Annotated in this window: 19 protein-coding genes; 5 read left to right on the top strand and 14 right to left on the bottom strand. The window is 61.7% G+C overall.

Annotated features, from left to right (window positions below; translation table 11 throughout):
- Positions 1 to 15: 15 nt before the first annotated feature.
- Both Q0J60_RS05965 and Q0J60_RS05960 read right to left on the bottom strand, forming a co-directional pair.
- Entirely contained in the window at positions 16 to 309 is a 294-nt protein-coding gene (locus Q0J60_RS05965; RefSeq protein ID WP_294439499.1) for a RelB/DinJ family addiction module antitoxin, read from the bottom strand.
- 336 nt (positions 310 to 645) lie between these two features.
- Complete coding sequence (locus Q0J60_RS05960; protein ID WP_294439497.1) at positions 646 to 1,266, bottom strand: flavodoxin family protein; 621 nt, start codon at positions 1,264 to 1,266, stop codon at positions 646 to 648.
- 416 nt (positions 1,267 to 1,682) lie between these two features.
- Here Q0J60_RS05960 and Q0J60_RS05955 point away from each other — a divergent pair, with 416 nt between their 5' ends.
- Both Q0J60_RS05955 and Q0J60_RS05950 read left to right on the top strand, forming a co-directional pair.
- Positions 1,683 to 2,396: an HAD family phosphatase gene (locus Q0J60_RS05955; protein WP_294439494.1), complete on the top strand. Its 714-nt coding sequence runs from the start codon at positions 1,683 to 1,685 to the stop codon at positions 2,394 to 2,396.
- A 45-nt stretch (positions 2,397 to 2,441) separates the two neighbouring features.
- Positions 2,442 to 3,659: a diphosphate--fructose-6-phosphate 1-phosphotransferase gene (locus tag Q0J60_RS05950; RefSeq protein ID WP_294439492.1), complete on the top strand. Its 1,218-nt coding sequence runs from the start codon at positions 2,442 to 2,444 to the stop codon at positions 3,657 to 3,659.
- Between the two features lie 105 nt (positions 3,660 to 3,764).
- Here the strand turns inward: Q0J60_RS05950 and Q0J60_RS05945 are convergent, their stop codons facing one another.
- Positions 3,765 to 4,514 (bottom strand): cyclase family protein, encoded by a 750-nt coding sequence (locus Q0J60_RS05945; RefSeq protein WP_294439491.1) that lies wholly within the window; start codon positions 4,512 to 4,514, stop codon positions 3,765 to 3,767.
- A 183-nt stretch (positions 4,515 to 4,697) separates the two neighbouring features.
- Between Q0J60_RS05945 and Q0J60_RS05940 the strand changes: the two genes are divergently transcribed.
- Positions 4,698 to 6,167, top strand: a complete 1,470-nt coding sequence (locus Q0J60_RS05940; RefSeq protein ID WP_294439489.1) for a CapA family protein — start codon at positions 4,698 to 4,700, stop codon at positions 6,165 to 6,167.
- Between the two features lie 199 nt (positions 6,168 to 6,366).
- On the opposite strand, the gene Q0J60_RS05935 is transcribed toward Q0J60_RS05940, so the two are convergent.
- The gene (locus Q0J60_RS05935; protein ID WP_294439486.1) at positions 6,367 to 7,989 is read right to left on the bottom strand and encodes an FAD-binding protein; all 1,623 of its coding nucleotides are present in this window, start codon (positions 7,987 to 7,989) and stop codon (positions 6,367 to 6,369) included.
- A 337-nt stretch (positions 7,990 to 8,326) separates the two neighbouring features.
- Here Q0J60_RS05935 and Q0J60_RS05930 point away from each other — a divergent pair, with 337 nt between their 5' ends.
- Positions 8,327 to 9,919 (top strand): LuxR C-terminal-related transcriptional regulator, encoded by a 1,593-nt coding sequence (locus Q0J60_RS05930; RefSeq protein WP_294439484.1) that lies wholly within the window; start codon positions 8,327 to 8,329, stop codon positions 9,917 to 9,919.
- Positions 9,920 to 9,994: 75 nt separating this feature from the next.
- Here Q0J60_RS05930 and Q0J60_RS05925 read toward each other — a convergent pair whose 3' ends face one another.
- The gene (locus Q0J60_RS05925; protein WP_294439482.1) at positions 9,995 to 10,240 is read right to left on the bottom strand and encodes a TIGR03905 family TSCPD domain-containing protein; all 246 of its coding nucleotides are present in this window, start codon (positions 10,238 to 10,240) and stop codon (positions 9,995 to 9,997) included.
- A gap of 223 nt (positions 10,241 to 10,463) precedes the next feature.
- Entirely contained in the window at positions 10,464 to 11,552 is a 1,089-nt protein-coding gene (locus Q0J60_RS05920) for a TDT family transporter (RefSeq protein WP_294439481.1), read from the bottom strand.
- A gap of 185 nt (positions 11,553 to 11,737) precedes the next feature.
- Here Q0J60_RS05920 and Q0J60_RS05915 point away from each other — a divergent pair, with 185 nt between their 5' ends.
- Positions 11,738 to 12,523, top strand: coding sequence for a hypothetical protein (locus Q0J60_RS05915; RefSeq protein WP_294439477.1), 786 nt, complete (start codon positions 11,738 to 11,740; stop codon positions 12,521 to 12,523).
- On the opposite strand, the gene Q0J60_RS05910 is transcribed toward Q0J60_RS05915, so the two are convergent.
- The 8 genes from Q0J60_RS05910 to Q0J60_RS05875 all read right to left on the bottom strand — a co-directional run.
- Positions 12,520 to 12,966, bottom strand: a complete 447-nt coding sequence (locus Q0J60_RS05910; protein ID WP_294439475.1) for a hypothetical protein — start codon at positions 12,964 to 12,966, stop codon at positions 12,520 to 12,522. The two genes, Q0J60_RS05915 and Q0J60_RS05910, sit on opposite strands and share 4 nt — an antisense overlap.
- Before the next feature lie 149 nt (positions 12,967 to 13,115).
- On the bottom strand, positions 13,116 to 15,986 hold the full coding sequence (locus Q0J60_RS05905) for a heavy metal translocating P-type ATPase (protein WP_294439471.1): 2,871 nt from the start codon (positions 15,984 to 15,986) through the stop codon (positions 13,116 to 13,118).
- Positions 15,986 to 16,291, bottom strand: a complete 306-nt coding sequence (locus Q0J60_RS05900) for a metal-sensing transcriptional repressor (RefSeq protein WP_294439545.1) — start codon at positions 16,289 to 16,291, stop codon at positions 15,986 to 15,988. The genes Q0J60_RS05905 and Q0J60_RS05900 overlap by 1 nt, the downstream gene beginning before the upstream one ends.
- 462 nt (positions 16,292 to 16,753) lie before the next feature.
- Positions 16,754 to 19,483, bottom strand: coding sequence for an ATP-dependent chaperone ClpB (gene clpB, locus Q0J60_RS05895; protein ID WP_294439469.1), 2,730 nt, complete (start codon positions 19,481 to 19,483; stop codon positions 16,754 to 16,756).
- A gap of 141 nt (positions 19,484 to 19,624) precedes the next feature.
- Positions 19,625 to 20,002, bottom strand: a complete 378-nt coding sequence (locus Q0J60_RS05890) for a heat shock protein transcriptional repressor HspR (protein WP_123208477.1) — start codon at positions 20,000 to 20,002, stop codon at positions 19,625 to 19,627.
- Positions 20,003 to 20,105: 103 nt separating this feature from the next.
- The gene (locus Q0J60_RS05885) at positions 20,106 to 21,080 is read right to left on the bottom strand and encodes a DnaJ C-terminal domain-containing protein (protein WP_294439466.1); all 975 of its coding nucleotides are present in this window, start codon (positions 21,078 to 21,080) and stop codon (positions 20,106 to 20,108) included.
- Between the two features lie 265 nt (positions 21,081 to 21,345).
- A complete protein-coding gene (grpE, locus tag Q0J60_RS05880) occupies positions 21,346 to 22,071 on the bottom strand; it encodes a nucleotide exchange factor GrpE (protein WP_294439464.1) in 726 nt (241 codons plus the stop codon).
- 2 nt (positions 22,072 to 22,073) lie between these two features.
- On the bottom strand, positions 22,074 to 22,703 hold a 630-nt coding region (locus Q0J60_RS05875), incomplete at its 5' end, for an Hsp70 family protein (protein WP_294439462.1).

Genomic DNA, 22,703 nt, shown 5'->3' with positions numbered 1-22,703 from the left:
TTTGCGCGGACCATATCACATCAGCCCCCGGCTCTTCAGGCGCTCCACGCGAATCTGCGCCTTAGTCATATCATCGAAACGCGATTCTTGCCTCACGGAAAGAGAATCTACGAAGCGCGCCGCGCTCTCCCATGCCGCATTATCGCGAGGGCGTTCGTCAGTAAGAAAATCCGCGTTTCCCTCGCTGATAAGCCGATCGTAAAGGAGGTTGATAATTTGGGAAGCGCTCAGTCCGCTCTTTTGCAGGATGCGCCCGCCGCGCGCCTTTTTTTCGGCGCCCATGCGACCCGTGACCATAGCTTCGTTCATAGCAGCCTCCCTGATGTACAACATTCTATGTACAACACAGTATACCACAACACACTATGTCACTTACATGACCATCATGGAGGCTTGCCATTTGATTGGATATTGAGCTTGCTAGCATATCCCGTCATCTTGACGTTAATTTTGGCGATGGTGGGCGCTTTAGCGTCGAAATGACGGGATAGCCGTGCCTAGGCGGTGCAGGTAGGCCGCGCTCCGGTTTCGATAAGACGTTTTTGCTGCAAATGAGGGCGGCGAGCCCTGCGACTCGCCGCCCTCATTTGTTGTTTTTTTGCAATCGCCCTCCGGGAACGCGTTATCCACCCTCCGGAAAACGCGCTAGCGAATGAAGTTCGTCTTGATGGGTCGCTCGAACTTGGGGAACTCGATGCCCGCCTGCTTGCCGGCGTCGATGCACTTCATCAGCCACGCCATATTGCGACCGAGCGTGCGCATGGTTTGCATGCCTTCCTCATCCTGCAGGACTTCCTGAGGCGTGTTGCCGTGCACCTGGTTCCAGTAAGGACCGCCCACAACCATCATATTGGAGATGGTGAAATACTTGTTCATCTGGTCGAACGCCGCACTCGCGCCGCCGCGCCTGCACGACACCACCGCCGCTGCCGGCTTGCCCGCGAACAGCTTGCCGCGCCCGTAGAACAGGCGGTCCATGAACGACGTCATGGCGCCCGACGCCGCCGCGAAGTGCACCGGCGTGCCGAACACGAACGCATCATAGTTCTTCACGTCATCGATGGCCTGATTCACCACGTCATCGATAAAGCAGTGTCCGTCCTTGATGCACTTGCCGCAGCCCAAGCATCCCGAAATGGCGCCGGTGCCCAGCCACATGATATCGGCCTGAACGCCCTGCTCCTGCAGGCCCGTTTCGACTCCGCCGAGCGCGGTGTAAGTGCAACCCATCTTGTGCGGGCTGCCGTTGATGAGCAACGCTTTCATGATTCCCCCTTTACCACGCGGCAAGCCCCGGTCAGAAGCCTGCCCGCCAATGCATATCCATACGTCCATGATACCGCTGTGCGAGGAATTGGACCCCAACGATTCAGCAACGGGCGGCGGCGCATCCCGACGATGCGCCGGAGGCGCCCACCCTGCATTGATGCTCTAGCATCAAAAATGCCTCAATATCAGGGTTTTGGAAGATTGCATGAAATAGCCGAAATAATGCAATGCTCTGACCTGGGCCGATTCAGAAAGAAAACCCTCTCTACTCGGCAACACACCGAAAACCCTGATATTGAGGTGATTTTCGATAGAAGGAGGCGCAGCTGAGAAGTTTTACCCCCATTTTGCCCGCTGTCTTGCGCCGTATCCTACAATAGGCTGAATCTTCCTTGAGCACGAAAGGCCCCGTTATGAGCAATGCCACACCCGGCACATTCCACATTGCCGACCTTTACCCCACGCGCGTGAACCCCGGCGCGCCCGAAGCGTTTTCGGGCGCGATCTTCGATCTGGACGGCACGCTGGTGGACTCCATGGACTACTGGGATAGCCTGGGGCCCAACTACCTCGCCGAGCGCGGGATTGAATCCGACCCCGTCGACCACGAGAATTTCAAGACGCTCACCCTTGAGGAAGCCGCCGTCTACGTAAAGGACAAATACGGCCTGCCCGAATCTGCCGACGAGGTTTACGACGCCATTATGGACGGCATGCGCAAGCCGTACCTCGAGCTCATCCCCCTCAAGCCCGGCGTGGCGCACATGCTGAACGCGCTCGATGCCGCAGGCGTGCGCATGTGCATCGCCACCGCATCGGAGAAAGAGCTGGTGGTGCCCGCGCTTGATCGGCTGGGCATCGCGCACCATTTCCAGGACGTGTACACCTGCCCCGAAGTGGGCGTGAGCAAAAGCCAGCCCGACGTGTTCGAGTGGGCGCTGCGCGAGCTGGGCACGCCGCGCGAGACAACCGTGGTGATAGAGGATTCGCTGCACGCCATTGAAACCGCCAAACGCGCAGGATTCCCCGTAATCGCCGTGCATGAGCACACGGCAGCCCACAACGTGGATGAAATCGAGGAGCTTTCCGACGCCGTAGTGGCAAGCTTCGCGGATATGGAAGAGTAAAGCTATAATCGAAAAAGCTTTCCAACCTGTACGAAGGAGCACACCATGAGCAACTGCCTCGTCGCGCAATCCGGCGGCCCTACCGCCGTCATCAACGCAAGCCTGGCCGGCGTCGTGCGCGCCAACCAGCTTAATCCCGTGTACGACCGCGTATTCGGCGGCCTGCACGGCATCGAGGGCGTGCTGGACGACAAGCTTTACGACCTGACCGACCTTTCCGGTCGCGACATCAAGATTCTCAAGCAAACCCCGTCGAGCGCGCTGGGCACGTGCCGCTACAAGCTCAAGCGCGGCAACGATGCCGACTATAAGCGCCTGGTGGAAGTCATGGACGCACACGACATCGAGACGATGTTCTACATCGGCGGTAACGACTCCATGGACACCGTGGACGCGCTCAGCGAGTGGGCACGCGAGAACGGTATTTCCAAGCGCTTCATCGGCATCCCCAAGACCGTGGACAACGACCTGGTGCCCGTGGACCACTGCCCCGGCTTTGCCAGCGCCGCCAAGGTGGCCTGCGAAATCACGCATGCGACCTATCTGGATTACGCCGCCTATACTCGCCCCGAGGTGTTCGTGCTGGAAACCATGGGCCGCGACGCCGGCTGGCTGGCCGCAAGCTGCTGCTTCACCGGCGACGTCGACCTGCTGGTGCTGCCCGAGGTTGACTTTGACAAGGAGGCGTTCCTCGCCGAGGTGCAGAAAAAGTTCGACGAGAAGGGCGAATGCTACATCGTGGTGAGCGAAGGTGCGCACTATGCCGATGGCACGTACCTTTCTGCGGGCGATACCGCCAACGACGGCTTTGCCCATGCGGTGCTGGGCGGCGCGGGCGCCACGCTCAAGCAGATGATCATCGATGCCGGCATCGTGCCCCGCGGCGTGGTTCAGGACCTTTCGCGCGCGGCTCGCTCCAGCAACTTCGCACAGAGTCTGGTGGATGTGACCGAGGCCTATGAGCTGGGCATGAGCGCGCACATGCGCTCCGCGAACCCCGCGTTTACCAGCGCCGTCGTGGGCATTCGTCCCCGCAGCGCCGAGGACATGGCGGCAGGCGTGTACAACGCCGAGTTCTTCGCCGGCCCCGCCAAGGATTTCGCGAACTACGTGAAGCACTTCCCCGCCGAGTGGATCCTACCGAACTACGCCGGCATCACGCAGGAGGCCATGGACTACTTCCGCCCGCTCATCCAGGGCGAACCCAAGCTGGTCTACGAAAACGGCATGCCCGCCACGCTGACGCCGTTCAACAAACGCTAACCGATTCCGCTGTTTTCTGAACGGCTCAAAGATGCATCAAACGCAAAAGGGTCGCCCCGCTTGGGACGGCCCTTTTCAGTCCTGGCATATGCTAAGGTTGTAAGGTTATTCGCACACAGCCCAGACGCGAGCAGGCAAACCGGTTGCGCCTTCGATATGCGGCCACGCCACGAAGATGATTGCACCGGCCTCAGGAACCTGGTCGAGGTTCGCCATGAGCTCGACCTGGAGATGCCCGTTGTCCAGCACGTAGCGCTCGACGGCCAGATCATCGGCCTCGACCGCCAGATACGATGCGTCGGTGTCCAGCGTCTCGTGGCCGTTCATCGCGATGCCGCGTTCCTCATAGAGGAACTTGATGACCTCCATCGACCAACCGGGGCAATGCTCGCCGCCCTCGGCATCGAAATTGTTGAGCGCGTTGTTGTCGGGCCAGCGCTTGGACCAATCGGTGCGCAGCGCCACGAATGCACCCTCAGGAATGCGACCGTGCTTGGCTTCCCACGCCTCAACGTCCTCGAGCGTCACGGCGCAATCAGGGTTCTCGGCAGCCTTGGCCGTGATGTCGATCACGCACAGCGGGTGCGCCGCGTCAGCCACGCCGTACGCCTCAGAGCCCACGGCACCCGGCGTGAAGTGGTTGGGGAAATCCACATGCGTGCCGAACTGACCAGGGAATTTGTAGGTATGGATGCGACACGAAAGCATCTCTTCATCGTAGTCGAACACGGTCTTGCACAGCTCCACCGAACCATCGGGGATACCGCCCCAATACGGGCTCTCGTTGGTCAGCGGATGCGTGAGGTCAACCCATTTGCAGCCCTGCAGTTTCGCCAGATCTTCCCAAAGTCCCATGGAAATCACTCCTTCGCTTGGCTTCGCACGACACGCCGCCGCGCTGGATGCGGCGGCGTTTTTTGGATATGCCCATAATACCCGCTCGCCGATTTTTCACCTGCAAGAACTTCGTTCGCCCCATCAAAGTTCGCGACGCGTTAATATTCGTGGAGAATGAATGAATCACCTGATGGGAGAATCGTGAGAACACAGCAGCCGAAACGCCGCTCGCACAACATGCCGCCTATGACGTCGCAGCCCTATAGCGCGTACGCGCGTCGCGGAACGCCGCACGCGAGCATAGATCCCAAATTCGCCATCCTCGCAGCGGTGCTTATCGCGGCGGCTGCCGCCGTAGCCATCGGCGTGTTTTCCTGCTCCAACCGCACCGATGCTGTGCAAACGCCGCCTGAGGCGATCGATCCTGCCGCAGGCGCCACATCCACCTCTCAAACTCTCGTGCTCAACGACGCCGTGCGCGGCGAGGCGCCCGCAAGCGGCGTGCCCGAGCGGTTCCTCGATTGCGAGGAGACCACCGACGAAAACGGCATCGTCCACGGGACCACGCCCGAGGGCATCAACTATACCGTGGTGGGCCGCGGGGAACTTGCCCAAAATTCCGACCGCGTGACACTGTGCGCCATCGGCGATCAGCTGGTGACGGAATACGCGTTGCCGTTCGCTGATGCCTACGCGGGTAAAACCGGTGACGGCGCATACGACTTTACGCCGTGGTATCGCGAGGTGGCGCCGTTCATCCAGGAGCATGACCTACGTTTCGTCAACCAGGAAACCGTCATGGTGGACGAGAGCAAGGGCTACTCGTATTCGGGATATCCCACGTTCAATTCGCCCGAGTCGGCCGCCGAAGCCATCGTCGACACGGGCTTCAACCTGGTCAATTTCGCCACCAATCACACCTATGACCTGGGCACCTTCGGCATCGAAGAGAGCCACGAGGTATGGGATCGATACCCGCAGCTGCTCGTTGGCGGCAGCTATCTCACGCAGGAGGACCGCGAGACCGTCCACATGATCGAGCGCAACGGCATGACGTTCGCATTCCTCGCGTACACCTATGGCGACAACGCCTTCTCCGACCCCTCGCAGATGCCCAACAGCTACTACTCGTGCGCGTTCGACAAAGACGCCATCGAGGCCGACGTGAAACGCGCCCAGCAAGTTGCGGACGCGGTCATCGTGGCCATGCACTGGGGCACGGAGTATGTGAACGAGCCCAATGACCAGCAGGTGGACTACGCGAAATTCCTGGCCGACCTTGACGTTGACCTGGTGCTGGGCACACACTGCCACACCATTCAACCCGTTGAATATGTGACCGGCGACAGCGGCAACACCATCCCCGTGGTGTACGGGCTTTCGGATTTCATCAGCTGCTGGACCATCACCGACACTATCATCAGCGGCATCTTCAGCTGCGATTTCGTGGCGCAGGACGACGGCAGCGTGACGGTGGAGAACCTTGAGTGGCACCCCACGATTGAATGGGACGACGGCAGCGGCGAGCCCTACGTGCGCATGCTGGCAAACATGAATAAAAAGGAAACGAACGCCAACACCCGCACACCCGACGTGGCCGACGACTACACGTACCTGCGCGACCTCACCAACGAAGTCATCGGCGACGACGCGACAATCGTGTGGAAGTAACACACCTTTCCTCGCTTAGAATTGGCCGCCGCATAAGAAAAACCCCGACCGGGGATGGCTCCGGGTCGGGGCTTCGAAAGTGCTGCGCCGCCATACAGGAGGGGGAGGGAGCGGCGCAGCGCGCTTCGATAAGAGAGTGAGGTTAGCAGGACGCTAGAGCATCCCACTGAGCAGTCGCATTGGCCGGAAGGCCAACGAACTACTTGGCGGCCAAGGCCTTGCCCACCACGTAGCCCTGGGTGTGGCAACGACCGAGGGACAGGCCGGGCAGATCCATGGGGTAGTCGGGGCTGCCGAAGAAGTTACCTGCGCAGTTGCCGATGGCGTACAGACCCTCGATGGGGTTGCCGTCAGCGTCGAGCACGTTCATCTCGCCGTTCACGTTCACGCCGTGCACGATGGCGGACAGACGGATGTGGCGATGGATGCCGTAGAACGGCGGCTCGGTGATGGACTTGAGCCACTTGGCCTCCTTGCCCATGTCCTCGTCGATGCCCTTCTCCACGAGCTCGTTGTAGCGCTCGACGGTGGCCACGAAGTTGGTGGAGTCAATGCCCAGCTTCTCGGCGAGCTCCTCGAGCGTGTCGGCGGCGTAGGTGCCGATCAGGTCGGTGTACACGCCTTCCTTCTCGCCCTCGACCTCGGGCATGTAGGCTTCCATCATCTTGGGGTCGTAGAGCATGCCCGGCCAATCGGCGCAGTCGTCCATGTACTTGCTGTCGAAGATCTGGGAGTACCAGCCGGTGTCCTCGGCGCTGGTCAGGAAGTTGCCCATGTAAGCCATGGCGCTGCGGGCCTCGTTGCAGAAACGGGTGCCGTCGTCCTTGACGCACAGGAAGGGCATGTCGGCCATGGAGCCCGGGCCGGCGTCGAAGTCGTGCTGGACCTTGGAGCCGCACACGGGCTCCATGCGGGCGCCCGCCCACACCATCATCTTCTGGCCGTCGCCGGTCTTGTTCTGCTGCTTGCGGTCCATGTTGGCCATATCGGGGTTGTAGTAGGCCATCATCTCGTCGTCGTTGGTGTAGTCGCCGGTCGCGATGACCACGCCCTTGGCGCCGTTGAACTGCACGTACTGGTTGTCCAGCTCGGCGATGACGCCCACGACCTTGCCGGAGTCGTCCTTGACAAGCTGCTGGGCGGGGCAGGAGTAGAAGATTTCCAGGCCGTCTTTGCCGTCGAAGTAGGCGCACAGGTCCTGCATGCCGGTGCCGGTGTTGTAGGGCTTGGGGCCGAAGTCGAACGCGAAGTACTTGACGGGCTGGCCGTCGATGGTCTGGATGGTGCTGGTCCACTTGGCGGTGGTGTCCTGGATGGAGCAGCCGGCCTCGGTGGCCTTCTCCCACAGCCAGGTCAGAGCCTCGCCGGAATTCTTGGCCCACAGGTCAACCTGCTCGCGGTGGGAGCGCCACACGCACTGCTCGGTGATCCAAGAGGTGACGGCGGCCACGCCCGCGGGGCCCGTGCCCTCGGGGTCGGCGCTGTCCAGGATCAGCGAGTCGCAGGTGTTGCCCTGAGAGATAGCCTGGCTCTCCTTCTGGATGAGGGCGACCTTCGCGCCGGCCTCGGCGGCAGCGAGCGCGCAGGGAACGCCGGCAGCGCCAGCGCCCACGACCACGATGTCGAATTCCTTGGTCTCGGCGATGTCAGTGATGGGCTCCGGCTGCGCGAAGAATGCGGGCATGCCGTCCTCGGCCACCGCGGCACCGGTTTCGCTCGTGCCGGCGGTGCTGGGCGCGCAGCCCGCGAGCATGCCAGCGGTAGCGGCGCCGGCAGCGGCAACGCCTCCGAACTTGAACAGATCGCGACGAGTGAGTTCCATGTTCTCCTCCTTGTCGAGGGCCGGCGCTCCAGCGAGCACCGCCCGAATCGAGGCCGATTGATTGATGCGGTTTCGGCCTTCCTCCCTGGGGCGCACAAAGCAATGCGCCCTCGCGTCGCCCTTGAGTGACGCGGCCCCTCCCTTGGGGCAGCTCCGACAGTACGCGGTTTTTCCCGGCCCGCCATCGCCCAAGCGTCGAATTAATAGGTCTATTTCCTATAACCCCCTTTTGTAACCCCCTCTTCACCTGGGAAAACGCATTCAACCGTTTTATCGCGCGCATGCGCGTATCGGCGTTTTGCTTTACAATGCCGCGAGAGGGAGGGTAAGGGAGATCATGACAGGCACTGTTCAAGACACCGCACATACACCGCATCCAGGCGATTCGCGAGGCGTGTCGCCGAAGCACTCCGCCGACGAACACGCGTCGCTCGACGCGCAGGCAGCGGCACTCGACTCCGACGAGAAATCGGACGACGACCGCACGTCTCTGCTTTTCGGATTCATCCCCGTGGTGCCCCTGGCGTTTCTTGGCCTGGGCGTATACCGCGCCTGGATAGAAATCGCGTTCGTGGGGTCGTTCGTCGACTTTCCCTTCGACGCGTCGGCCCGCGACCTGTTCGACGGCACGATGGTGGCGGTCTCGCTTATCTGCGCGGCTCTTGCCAAGCGTATCGGACCCCTCTTCAACAAGCCAGGCATCCATATCGTAAGCGGCCTTTTGCTTGTTGCGTCGACGGTCTGCGTGTTCTTCTCATGCCTGCATCCGGAACTTGCCGGGGCGCTGGCCCCGATCGGAGCTCTCACGGGTGGCGTAGGCATCGCGTTTCTCATTCTGTTCTGGAGCGAACTCTACGGATGCCTGAACCCCATGCGCGTCGCCTCGTACTATTCGCTGGCCATCGCCGCCGGCGCCGTCATCATCTACATCTACCGCGGATTTGCATTCCCGTGGCTTTTCGTCATGACCGCCCTTTTGCCGCTGGCATCGCTGCTCTGCGTGCGCAACGGATTCCGAAGCCTGCCCAAACCGGAAAGGCCTTCAACGGTATGGGTGCAGCTTTCAGTGCCGTGGAAGGCGATTCTACTCATGGCTACCTACGCATTCGCCTACGGCATGCTGGAGGTGGCGTCGTATCAGAACTCGTTTGGCCCGCATTCTTCGCCGGGCACGGTCGTGGGCGCACTCGCGGTGTTCTTCGGCGTGGCGGCGCGCGGCAAGCGGTTTGACTTCGGGTTGGTGTATCGCGTGGCGCTGCCGCTTACCGTTGCGGCTCTTCTGCTGCTGCCCTCGTTCAACTTCATGGGCGGCGCGGCAAGCAGCTTCTGCGTTTCGGCGGGCTACACCATGCAGTCGATCATCATCATGCTCATCGTGGCGAACCTATGCTATCGCTACGGCGCCTCGGCCATCTGGCTTTTTGGCATAGAGCGCGGCATCAGGCAGATTTTCATGATGCTCGGGCGCGGCGTGACCGACGGCGCCCACGCGCTTAACCTGTTCGGCGGCAACGGCGAGGCGTTCATCTCGATCGTAAGCGCCATCGCCGTCGTGGCCGCAACCATGATTCTGATGTCCGAAGGCGAGCTGTCCAGCAGCTGGGGCGTGAAGGTGGTGCATCGCGTCAACGGGCCGAACGATGCCGATTCTATCGCCCCCGAGGTTTCCGAGGCCGAGCGCAAGCACGAGCTTGCCTCACGCGTGGCCGCCACGGCGCGCGAATACAAGCTGAGCGCTCGCGAGGAGGAAGTGCTGCTGCTTTTGGCCCAGCGCAAAACCGTGGGCATCATCGAGCGCGAACTGTTCATCGCCAACGGCACGGCAAAGGCGCACGTGCGCCATATCTACCAGAAGCTCGACATCCACACGCGCCAAGAGCTCTTCGACATGCTGGGCGTGGAGGCGGAAGGCCCCGCAGAAAAGAACTAGCCAGCAAGACGATGCCTGCTGGCTAGTCATATCGCGGTATTTGCCTTACGGCCGAGGCGCCCGGCCCCGCAAATCCTAGCGCTCCGACACGCTCTTCAGCGCCTGGGCGAGCTGATCGGGGCAGCTGGTGGGCTTGAAGCCGCACGTGGTGCCCTCGAGCGTGGAAATCACCTGATCGACCGGCATGCCTTCCACAAGCTTGCCGATGCCCTTGAGATTGCCGTTGCAACCGCCCATGAAGCTCACGTCGTGCACGCGACCGTCGCGGATGTCGAAGCTGATGGCGCGAGAGCAGGTGCCGTGGGTTTTGTAGGTATGCATGGTTTCCCCTTTTTCTTGATGAGGCGACGGCAGGAACCGCCGCCGATGAGTGGTTCGCAAAAAGTATAGGCGAGCAGAAAAACCCTGCGGGGCGCATCACGGGGCGTGCACCGAAAGCGCACGATGGGCAACCGGCTTGCCCAGGCGCAACCCAAGCCGACTCGACCATTCCCCGCTGGTGCACAGTCGACACAGCTCGCCCGACTCTCGCCAGCCCGAGCGGTTAGCCGCGCGCCTTCATGCGTCGCGCCAGCTTGCGCATGCGCACCGCCACGAGCAGCGCGCGACGAGCCTTGGGCGAGAACACCCGCATCGACACGTCGCGCGTACCCGCCGGAAGCGCTGTGTTGCCCAAATCATTCGCCATGGCAACGCGCTCGGGCTTGAACAGAAACGCCAGATAGCGCGCCGTGGCGTACAGCACGATCACCGCGGCAAATGCCGTCTCAGCCATCAGCAGCGCATGCAGCCACAGAGGATCGCCGAGAAGCGCCGTGGTTTTGGACAAGGCCGACGCCGTGATTACAAACGGGAAGGTAAACGCCGCATAGCTGGGATAAAACGGCAGCTTGAGCATGGGCGGAAGCTTGACCAGCACGAACACAAGAAACGCCTGAGCCAAAACCTCCATAGCAGCAACCACATGCACATTCGGCTCAAATACGGCGAAATACCCCGCGAGCGACAGGCTCATGGGCGCCGTGTAGATGCACAGCAGCGGCTTCGCGGGCTGAGGCGCCTCGTGCTGGGCATAACGCAGCGTGACCACCACGAGCAGCGCCAGATAGGCGATGAACCCGAACCACCAGATGCCGTGGCCCAGGGCCTCCATGCCGAACGTCGGCGACGTGATGGACGCCACGATGATGCCCACGTAGCAGACGAAGTACGTCGGAAACACCTGCGATAGGTCGAACTTGCGGATAAACGTCCAGGTAAACCAGATAATCCACAGCGCATGAGCGGCAACCGCGGCGGCCCAGAGCACAAACATTGCCCGCGGAGCAAGCGGCTCGAACAGCGCGGCTATCTGCATGGTGGCCATGAACGCGCCCACGGCCACGCTTGCGAAGATGGAATTGCCCAAGTCATGCTTGACCATGCTGGGAAAGAAGACCGCCTTCGCCACAAGCATCAGCAGAAGGACGACGGCAATCACGCCGAAAATCCAGGCGGCAGGCTCCCAATACGGTCGCAGAAGGCCGCCGAGCGCGACGAGTCCCAGGGCGAGGGCCCCAATCGGGATGGGCACACGCTTAATGGAGGTAGCGAGATATTGCAGTGGTGTGGGGTATGTTCTTTGTTCACTCATAGCGCGGGGCACTATAGCATGCCGCGCTGTGCGCTCTTTGGATTTTGCGCGACTACCATGCGACCATCATATAATACGGAAAGCCGCGTAAACCGACGCGCCCTGGGGCGCTCGGCGCGCGACAAGGCATAACCGCTGGCAAAGCGGCCGCCAGCCATCGATACGCACCAGGAAGGAGGACGCGCATGCGCAAGCCTATCTCATCGCTCGCAAGCTTCTTTGCCTGCTTCGCTCTTTCGGCGTGCATCGCCGCGCCCGCCTTCGCCGCAGACGCATCGGGTCGAAGCGGCCTGGAGGGCGCAGCCGAGGCGTTGCGCAACGAGTTGGCTCCCTCCATGCTCACCTACGATAAATTCCAAGAAGAACTCGGCGCTGAAGGCTCCGTGAGCATCGAGCATGCGCGCGTTCAGGGGCTGCAGGACATCATGTACGACGGCCAGCCCGAAACCCCCACGGTCACGCTCAAACTCGACAACGCCACGCTACGCGCCGGCGAGGATTTCGACATCGCGTTTTCCGGCGACAACGTGAATCCCGGCACCGTGGACGTGCTTATCACGGGCAAAGGCGCCTACACGGGCACCATCGAGACGTCGTTCACCATTTTGCCGGGCGACCTTTCGTATGCCACCGTGGACGTTATCCCTGATCAGGAGGAAACGGGCGGAGAGATTTGCCCCGCGCCCACGGTCAAGCTCGATGGCTTCGAGCTTACGCCCAACGTCGACTACACCGTCGAATATCGCCACAATGTCGAGGTTGGCACCGCCACCATCGTAATCGAGGGCACGGGGAACTGCTCGGGCGCCACGCGTGCCACGTTCGAGATTGTCGAGGCGCCGGAAGGCGGCAGCGCGGCGTCGCAGCCTTCGACGATACCCATGGTCGCCATTGCGCCCGTTATCGTTGCGGCGGCGGCGCTCATCGCTATCGGCGCGTTCGCCCTACGCCGCAAGAAGGCGCAGCGCTAGCCGAGGAACGCCGAGAGGTCGTCTTCCTCTTCTTCCTGTTCGCCACCATCGGTGAATTCGCCCCATGCGCTGGAATCGGCGAACTTGAGGAACGTCTCGGGGTCAAGCTCCATGCGCAGGCGGTCATCGCCAAACGTTGCGGAGAAGAACCCTTCGAAGGCCTCCTTGACGGCATCGTTCACAGGAGCCGAGAACCAGATCCACGCATTCGTAGGCCCGTTGTACTCGTCGAAATCGGCACCGAGGCCCGCATCCACGTAGCGGCCGTCGTTGTACTGCAGCACATAGCCGTCGATGGCGAAATGCCCCGTGAATTCCGTACGCGTAGCTACCCCTTCAATGGAGTTGTCCACGCTGTTCGACTTCTCGAGGAACGTTATCTGCACGTCGTCGGACTGGATGCCCTCCCCGAACGTGAACTCGTGTTCATACACATCGCTCATTGGATTCCTCCGTTCTTCGTTTTATGTCAGCTGGATAGCTTACTCGAAGCGGCGACCTTACGGCCGCCGCTTTCCATCAAATCAAGCAAATTGAGGGCTAATTGTCATCCGTCTGTTCCGCGATGCGCGTTACCGGCTTCGGCATCCGCCTAGGCCATGGCGGCTTCGTAGCCTTCCTCCACCACCGCAGCGATAAGCTCCTCGTCCGACACGTCGGAGGAGAGCTCGACGACGGCGCTCTTCGCGTCCAGGTCGACGTTCGCAACCGTCACGCCGTCGACGGCCTCGAGCGCTTTCTTCACATGCTTGACGCAGTTCTGGCACATCATGCCTTCCACATGCAGAGTCTTTTCCATGACTGATTCCTTCCTTAGAGATTGGCTTTCGGTATCGCTTGCCGCCAACCCTTCATGGTCGGACGGCGAATCGATCGATAGGGTTTTGCAGGCGACCGCTGCAGCATCATTGGCATGAGACGCGGCAATCTCGGGCGTTTCTTCACCTTGCGCCTCGGCGTTTACAGCGAAGCCCTTATTCTGCGACGTATCGGCTGGGTCGGAGATTGCCCCATGAGAGCCGGGCGCGTCTTGGGGTGAAGCACCATACATCGGCGCATCGGCGGCATGCATGAACTTCGGCTTCCATCCGCGCAGACGCAGGGCATTGCTCACCACGCAGACCGAGCTGAGGCTCATGGCCGCAGCCGCAATCATGGGATTGAGGTTGATGCCCGCCCAGCTGAGCGCACCTGCCGCCACCGGAATGCAGATGGCGTTGTAGAACAGCGCCCAGAAGAGGTTCTGTTTGATGGTGCGCATCGTGGCGCGTGACAGCTGGATGGCGGCGGGCACGTCCAGCAAATCGCTTTTCATAAGCACCACGTCGGCGCTCTCGATAGCGATGTCGGTGCCGGCGCCGATGGCGATACCCACGTCGGCGCGAACAAGCGCGGGAGCATCGTTTATGCCGTCGCCCACCATGGCAACACGCCCGCCCTCAGCCAGACGCGCAACCTCAGCCGCTTTGTCCTGCGGTAGCACGCCAGCAATCACCTGGCCGATACCGCATTTCTGCTGCACGGCGCGGGCGGTGCGTTCGTTGTCGCCCGTAATCATGACCGTATTCACGCCCATGGCGGCGAGCTCGGCAATAGCCTGCGCACTTGTGGGCTTTACCTCGTCGGCCACGGCGATCATGCCCAGCGCTTTGCCGTCGCGCGCGAAATAGAGGGGCGTCGCCCCTGCATCCGCCGCCCGCTCGCCCGACAGCGCAAGCGCACCCAGTTCGACACCTTCGCCCTTCATGAGACGTGCGTTGCCCGCGACGCATGTCGCGCCGTTCACGATGGCGCGCACGCCGCCGCCTGCTATCTGGACGAAGTTCGACACTTCGGCAGACGTGGCAGACGAGGACGCTTTGGACTGCGAATCCCCTGCCTGAGCTGTACTCATTTCCGCATAGGCCACTATCGCCTGCGCCAGCGGATGCTCTGAAAGCTTTTCCACCGAATATGCCGTCAAAAGCAGCTCCTGCTCGGTTGCTCCTGTGGCACATTCGACCGAAACCACACTGGGCACACCGCGCGTGATGGTGCCGGTCTTGTCCAATACGACCGTTTTCACATCATGCGCTGTTTCGAGCGCCTCGGCAGACTTGATAAGCACGCCATGCGTGGCGCCGCGCCCCGTGCCCACCATAATCGCCGTGGGCGTAGCAAGACCCAGCGCACACGGGCACGAAATGACCAGCACCGTGATGGCATGCGTGAGCGCGGTCTGGAACGAGCCGCCGGCAATCATCCAAATCGCGAACACGGCCACGGCGATGGCGATGACCGCCGGCACGAAAATGCCGCTGATCTTGTCGGCCATTTTCTCGATAGGAGCCTTGGTGCTGGTAGCCTCGTCCACCAGGCGAATGATGCCGGCAAGCGTGGTGTCGCCGCCCACGCGTTGCGCCTGCATCTTGAACCAACCGGACCGGCTGACGGTAGCGCCCGTCACGTTGCTGCCGACGGCTTTTTCCACCGGCACGCTTTCGCCCGTGATAGCCGATTCGTCCACGGCGGCGGAGCCTTCCAGCACCACGCCGTCAACCGGGACGCTCTCCCCCGCTTTCACCACCAGGACATCGCCCACGCGCACCTGCTCGATGGGAACCTCCACCTCGGCACCTTCGCGTATAACGACGGCAGTTTTGGGCGAAAGGTCCATGAGCGCCTCGATGGCGCCGGTAGTCTTGCCCTTGGCGTGAGCCTCGAAATACTTGCCCAGCGTGATGAGCGTCAGAATCATGGACGCCGAATCGAAATAGAGATTCATGGACGCTTCATGCGCCGCGTGCGTGTCGCCTGCGCCCAGCGCTGCGCCCATGACGTAGATCATCGCGATGCCGTACGCCGTCGACGCGGTAGACCCCAGCGCGATGAGCGAATCCATGTTGGGGGCGCCGTGGAACAGGCTCTTGAATCCGCCGCTGAAGAATTTGAAGTTGACGAAAATCACCGGAAGCAGCAGCAAGAACTGCGTGAACGCAAACGGCAGCATGCCGGCGTCGCCCTGGAAGAATGCAGGAATGGGAGCACCCACCATGTGTCCCATGGCCAGGTAGAACAGCGGCACGCAGAACACGATGGACACGATGAGGCGCATGCGCATATGGCGCTCGTTTGCCGCCGCGAGCTCGCTCGACCTCTTTTGCGCCGCCATAGGCGAAGGAGCGCCTGATGCCTCCGTCGACGTGCCAGCGCCTCCGATGCCGTCCCCGGCTATCGCGGCAGCACCGCCAAGCATGCCTTCGCGCGGCATAGCGCCATAGCCCGCTTTGTCCACGGCGGCGCAGATAGCAGCATTCACCTGGGCAATCGCGTCGGGCGATTCGTCGGCGTACTCGACTTCCATGCTGTTTTTGAGCAGGTTGACCGCGACGTCGGCCACGCCGTCCACCTTGGCAGTCGCCTTTTCCACGCGCGCCTTGCAGGCGGCGCACGTCATTCCAGTTATATCGAACGTCGCCTTCATTACATGAACTTCCTTATCAGCTTCATAGCCTCATCCACCACTTCGACGTTGCCAGCGCGCACCTGCTCGACCACGCACGTTTCCATATGATCTTGTAGGATGATTTCCGCTGTGCGGTGGATGGCCGATTCCGCTGCGGCAAGCTGAGTGAGCACATCGCCACAGTAACGGTTGTCTTCAATCATAGCCTTTACGCCGTTGAGCTGGCCAATCGCGCGGTTCAAGCGCTTCTGGATGTCAGCCTGAAACGCCTCGCTGCGCTCGGTGTCTTTATGGCGGCATTCGCAGCAACCGTGCTCAGGCACACCGCCGCATGTGGTCTGCTCGCACGCAGCGTCCTCGGCGCATTCGGTCTGATTGGATACGCCCACCTGATTGAACTCTTGCTTCGCAGCCAATGTGCCTCTCCCGTTCTTCGCCGCTCGTCATTCCTCTTATACCCACAGGGGGTATCTTTGAAGCATTATATACCCCCTATGGGTATTTGCAATCATTAATCCAATCTCTATAGAAAATGATGCCGACGCACGGGGAGATTGAAACGTGGCCGGCGAAGCCATAAATATCTCTACGGCAAGATTCCGCACGCCTACCACGATTGTTTTTCGCGCATTGCGAACATATATAAACATAGAGCTCTCGTTTTGCTTGAGAGGCTCCTTCAACTGAACGCTCTCCCAATTTTGGCATCCTAATAATGTGGAAAGGGGCCGGTTCACACTGAACCGGCCCCTTGGGAATGAAGCAAATAGTCCTTGCCTTTACGCTTACGCCTCGGGCACCTCGTAGGCGCCGTCGGCAGGCTCGTCGGGCCGCACGCTTTCCACGACCTGCGGGTTCTCTACCTTGCAGGTGTAGCCCTCCACGATGTCCATATCGATGGTCACCTTGGAGCCTTCCATCACGTGGCCCGCGATCATTTCGTTGGCGATGCGGTCCACCACCTCGCGCTGCACCAGGCGCTTCAGCGGACGAGCGCCATACACCGGATCGAAGCCGTCGATGGCAAGCTGCTCCACCGCAGCAGGCAGCACCTCGAGCGTGATACGGCGGTCGGCCAGACGCGCACGCACGTCCTTGAGCTGCAGCTCGACGATGGGCTCCATCTCGGCGGACGTGAGCGGATTGAACGTGATCACGTCGTCGATACGGTTCAGGAACTCAGGCCTGAACGTGGCACGCAGAGCATCCTGAATCTGGTTCTGGAGTTCGGCGAGCTTCTTGGCGGCGTTCGCCATGTTGCCCGACATCATGTCTTCCATCAGGTTGCCCATGTTCTCGCCCTCGTTCTGGCGACTGAACTCGCTGATGGACTGGCTGCCTACGTTGGACGTCATGATAATCACGGCGTTCTTGAAGCTGACCACGCGACCCTGGCCATCGGTCAGACGACCGTCATCGAGCACCTGCAGCAGGATGTTGAACACATCCGGATGTGCCTTCTCCATCTCGTCGAGCAGGATGACGCAGTACGGGCGACGGCGCACGGCCTCGGTGAGCTGGCCGCCCTCGTCATAGCCCACATATCCCGGAGGAGCACCAATCAGGCGCTGCACGCTGAACTTCTCCATGTACTCGGACATGTCGATACGCACCATGGCGCGCTCGGTGTCGAACAGATACTCGGCCAGCGCCTTGGCGAGCTCGGTCTTGCCCACGCCCGTGGGGCCCAGGAACAGGAAGCTGCCGATGGGTCTGTCGGGGTCGGAAAGGCCCGCGCGGTTGCGGCGAATAGCGCCTGCCACGGCCTTCACGGCCTCATCCTGGCCGATGCCGCGCTCGTGCAGCTTGTCCTCCAGATCGACCAGCTTGGCCATCTCGCCCTGCATCATCTTGGACACGGGGATGCCCGTCCACGCGCTCACGACTTCAGCGATTTCCTCTTCGCCAACCTCCTCTTTGAGGATGGCGCCGTCGCCCTGCTTAGCGCTCACGGCCGCCTCGGCAGCCGCCAGCTGGCGCTGCAGTTCAGGGATGCGCGCGTAGCGAATCTCAGAGGCCTTGGCAAGGTCGCCCTCGCGCGTGACCTGCTCTTCCTCCACGTGTGCCGCATCGATCTCGGCCTTGAGGCGCTGCACGTTCTCAATGGCGTCCTTCTCGTTGCGCCACTCGGCCTTGCGGGCGTCGAGCGATTCCTTATCGGTCGCCATCTGGCGACGCAGCTCTTCCAGGCGCTCCTTGCTGGCGGGGTCGTCCTCCTTCATGAGCGCCTGCTCTTCGATCTGCATCTGCGTGTACTTGCGCTCAGCGGCATCAATCTCTTCCGGCATGGAGTCGATCTCGATGCGCAGGCGGCTGGCCGCCTCGTCCATCAGGTCAATCGCCTTGTCGGGCAGGAAGCGGTCGGCGATGTAGCGGTTGGACAACTCCGCCGCGGCCACGATGGCGCCGTCGGTGATGCGCACGCCGTGGTGAATCTCGTACTTCTCCTTCAGGCCACGCAGGATGGCGATGGAGTCCTCCACCGAAGGCTCGCCCACCAGCACCGTCTGGAAACGGCGTTCGAGCGCGGCGTCCTTCTCGATGTACTTGCGATACTCGTCGAGCGTGGTGGCACCGATGGCGTGGAGCTCACCGCGAGCCAACGCAGGCTTGAGCATGTTGCCTGCATCCATAGACGAATCGCCCGTGGAGCCGGCACCTACGATGGTATGCAGCTCGTCGATGAACAGAATGATGCGGCCTTCGCTCTGCTTGACCTCGCGCAGCACGGCCTTCAAGCGGTCCTCGAACTCGCCGCGGTACTTCGCGCCTGCCACCATAGCACCCAGGTCGAGCGCGATGATGTCGCGGTCCTTCAGACTGGAAGGCACGTCGCCCGCCACGATACGCTGGGCCAGGCCCTCGACGATTGCCGTCTTGCCTACGCCGGGCTCGCCAATGAGCACCGGGTTGTTCTTGGTGCGGCGCGAAAGCACCTGGATGGTACGGCGAATTTCCTCGGAGCGGCCGATCACCGGGTCGAGCTTGCCCTCGCGGGCCTGCTGGGTGAGGTTCTGGCCGTACTGGTTCAGCGCATCGAGCTCGATAGAACCCTGCTGATCGGTCACACGCGCGTCGCCACGAAGGTTCTCGTAGGCCTCCTCGACCGTTTTACGCGTAACGCCCAGCGCGTTGAGCTGCTTGCCGGCCTCGCCGCCGTCCTCGGCCAGCGCGATGAGCAGATGCTCGCTCGTGGCATAGCTATCGCCCATCTTCTCAGCGATTTTGACCGCGTTGTCGATGGTCTTCATCAGGCCCTGCGAGGGGATGGCCATGCCAAGCCCGCCGCTGGTGACCTTGGGCGCGTTGTCGATAGCGGCATCGACGTTGCGCTTGAGCTGCGTCGGGTCAGCGCCGACGCGCTTGATGATGGCGGAGAGGTTGTTCTCTCCGGAGTCGAGCAACGCCTTGAGCAGATGGATGCCCTCGATCTGCGCCGCCGAGGCGTCGTTCGCAATGCTCATTGCAGCCTGGAAAGCCTCCTGAGCAGTGATTGCAAGTTTGTCTAATCTCATGATTCCTCCTGACGGCTTCCTCTGACGGGCATCTTGCCTTTCAGAACCTGCGTTCCTTTAGTCACGACCACAAGGTCGCTCCTGTCAGGAACGCAGAACCTTCAAGGCAATCTGCTCCGTCAGAGAAACCCTGTCTCCACCTTAGTTGAGTCTGCGAATCGCTCGCGGTTCGGGCAGCATGAGCGCCGTTACGTTCTCGCGCGTCTCGAGCTCGTGCACGCGGTCGGCGAGGCGGCGAACCTTCTTGTGGAGGTCGTCGATCTCTTTGTCGCGCTCGTCGATGCGGCCCTTAAGGTCGAGGATGCGGATAACGCCGGCGAGGTTGATGCCCTCGCTGGTGAGTTCGTTGATCAATTCCAGCCTTTCGATATCGGCCTGCGAATACATGCGCGTATTGCCGCTCGTTCGCTGCGGCGTCACCAGGCCTTTTTGCTCGTAGATGCGCAGCGTTTGGGGATGCACCCCGGCGAGCTGGGCCGCTACACCAATCATGTACAGCGGTGTATCCCTGTCGGCCATGATTCACCATTCCTTCCAACCTACTTCGCAGCACCCTGCTGGCCTGCGAAAACGTTTGCGCACCTTCGTGCGTCCCCCGCCGACGTTGCGCCGGCGGTATCGCCTATCTCACATTCAGACCGGCGCGCACATCCTGCCCGGCGGCCTCGCAAGCCGCCTGGAAATCGCGCATGGCCTGCTCCTGAGCGGGCGTCATGCTCTTGGGAATCTGGACCTGCAGCGTGATACGCAGCGATCCGGTTTCGCCACCCTTGACGTTGGGAGCGCCCTTGCCCTTCACGCGCAGCACCGTGCCGTCTTGGCATCCCGCAGGCACATGCACGCGAATCTTCGTGCCATCAGGTGCGGGAACCGTGACATCGGCACCCAACGCGGCCTCGGCCATCGTGATGGGGACATTCATCAGCACGTCGGCACCGTCGCGCGAGAACACCGGATGCGGGCTGATGCGCGTGGTCACCAGCAGATCTCCGTTTTCGCCGCCGTTCGTGCCCGCGGCACCCTTGCCGCGGAACCTCACGCGCCCGCCGTCAACAGCGCCCGCAGGCACCTTCACGTCGAGCGTTTCGGCAGCCGCCGCACCGGGAAGCTTCACGCTGACCTTCTTCGTGCAACCGTGGAACGCCTCGTCGAAACTCACGTTGAGCGTGACGTTCATATCGCGGCCCTGCTGCGGACGAGGTGCGTAGCCCGCACCGTATCCGCCGTAGCCGCCACGCTGCTGGCCGCCGAAGCCGCCGCCGAAAATATCGCCGATATCCCAGCTGCCGCCGAATGCGCCCTCGCCGCGGCGAATGCTTTCAAGGATGTCAGCCCAGCTGCCGAAGCCGCTAAAGCCCTGACCGCCGCCGAAAGGAATGCGCTGCTCGTCTGCCGTGCCGTACTGGTCGTACAGCTTGCGCTTCTTCTCGTCCGACAAGACCTCGTAGGCCTCGTTGATTTCCTTGAACTTCTCTTCGTCACCGCCGGCGTCGGGATGCATCGTGCGTGCCAGCTTGCGGTACGCCTTTTTTATCTCGTCCTGGGTGGCGGTGCGAGACACGCCGAGCGTCTTGTAGTAGTCCGGAGTCGCAGCCACGATCCACCACCTCTTTCTCTCCTACAACGAAGGCGGACAACCTGCCCGCCTTCCTACAGTTACATGTATCTCATAGGTCGCTGAAAAGTCAGCGAGGGTTTCCGCAGTGCCCGAGATTGGCGTGATGGCGAAGGCGTAGCGTACTTTGTACGTGAGCCTTTGCCAGCGCGGCAAGATTGGGTGCTGCGGGAAGCCGCAGCGGCGGCCCGTTCCGTTGGCCGGCAGGCCGACGGAACATCCGAACCTGCCCGCCTTCCTACAGTTGCTATTCTTGCTCGTCGCCTTCTGCGGGCTCCGGCTCGCGCTTGGGGCCGCCGGTGGCAAGCGTCACCATTGCGGGACGCAGCACCTTCTTGCCCAGACGATAGCCCTTCTGGAACACCTGCGCCACGGTCTCGTCCGGCACGCTGGCGTCATCCACGGTGGCGACCGCCTGATGCTCGAGCGAATCGAACGCCTTGCCGGCGGGGTCGATTGCCTCAAGCCCGTGCTTCGCGAAAACGCCGTTCAGCTTGGTGTTGATGGCCTTCACGCCATCGAGCAGTCCCGCCTCGCCGTTCTTTTCCGCATGAGCGATGGCGCGCTCGAAATCATCAAGCACGGGAAGCACATCGTTCATGAGCTTCTCGGCCGCGCGGGCACGCATCTCATCGGCTTCAGCAGCGGTGCGCTTGCGATAGTTATCCCAATCCGCCTGCAGGCGAAGGTACTTATCGCGAAGCGCCGCGGCCTCTTGCTCGGCCTTGGCAAGACGCTCGGCCTGCTCGACCACGGCATCGGCCTCGGCGGCAATATCGGCGTCTTCGGCCTTTTCGGCGGCGCCTTCAGGAGCCTCCTCCGCCGCAGCGGATTCGGCATCCTGCACCTTGGCGCTTTCGGCCTGAGGGGCGAAGCCGCTGGCAGCAGCGGCCCCTTCGTTCTTGTCGTCGCTTCCCTCGATGGGAATCTCGCGAGCCTCGGGGGCGACTTTCTTGGCGTCGTCCTTAGCCATGATTACTTACCTTCGTTCTTGTCGTCTACGACCTCATAGTCGGCCTCAATCGGACCGTCATCCGCCGGGCTGGAGGTGCCGGCAGCGCCCGGGGCGCCCTGCGCCTGCTGCGTGCTGTACACCACCTCGGCCAGCTTGTAACCGGCCTGCTGCAGCTTCTCGCCGGCGGCCTTGATGGCGTCGATGTCGGTACCAGCCAGAGCGTCCTTGGCCTCCTTGATGGCGTCCTCGGCAGCCTGCTTGGTTTCGGCAGGAACCTTATCGCCCAGGTCGGACAGGGTCTGCTCGGTGGCGTTCACCAGCGAGTCGGTGTTGTTGCGAGCCTCGATTTCGGCCTTGCGGGCCTCGTCCTCGGCGGCATGGGCCTCGGCGTCCTTAACCATGCGATCCACTTCGTCATCGGACAGAGCGGTGGAGCCGCTGATGGTGATCTGCTGCTGCTTGCCGGTGCCCAAATCCTTAGCGGACACGTTCACGATGCCGTTGGCGTCGATGTCGAACGTGACCTCAATCTGAGGCACGCCACGGCGGGCAGCCGGGATGCCGGTCAGCTGGAAGCGGCCCAGCGTCTTGTTGTCGGCAGCCATCTGGCGCTCGCCCTGCAGGACGTGGATCTCAACAGACGTCTGGTT

Source organism: uncultured Slackia sp. (assembly GCF_944321625.1).
Taxonomy (GTDB): domain Bacteria; phylum Actinomycetota; class Coriobacteriia; order Coriobacteriales; family Eggerthellaceae; genus Slackia.
This window is presented reverse-complemented; position numbering and strand designations above follow the sequence as displayed.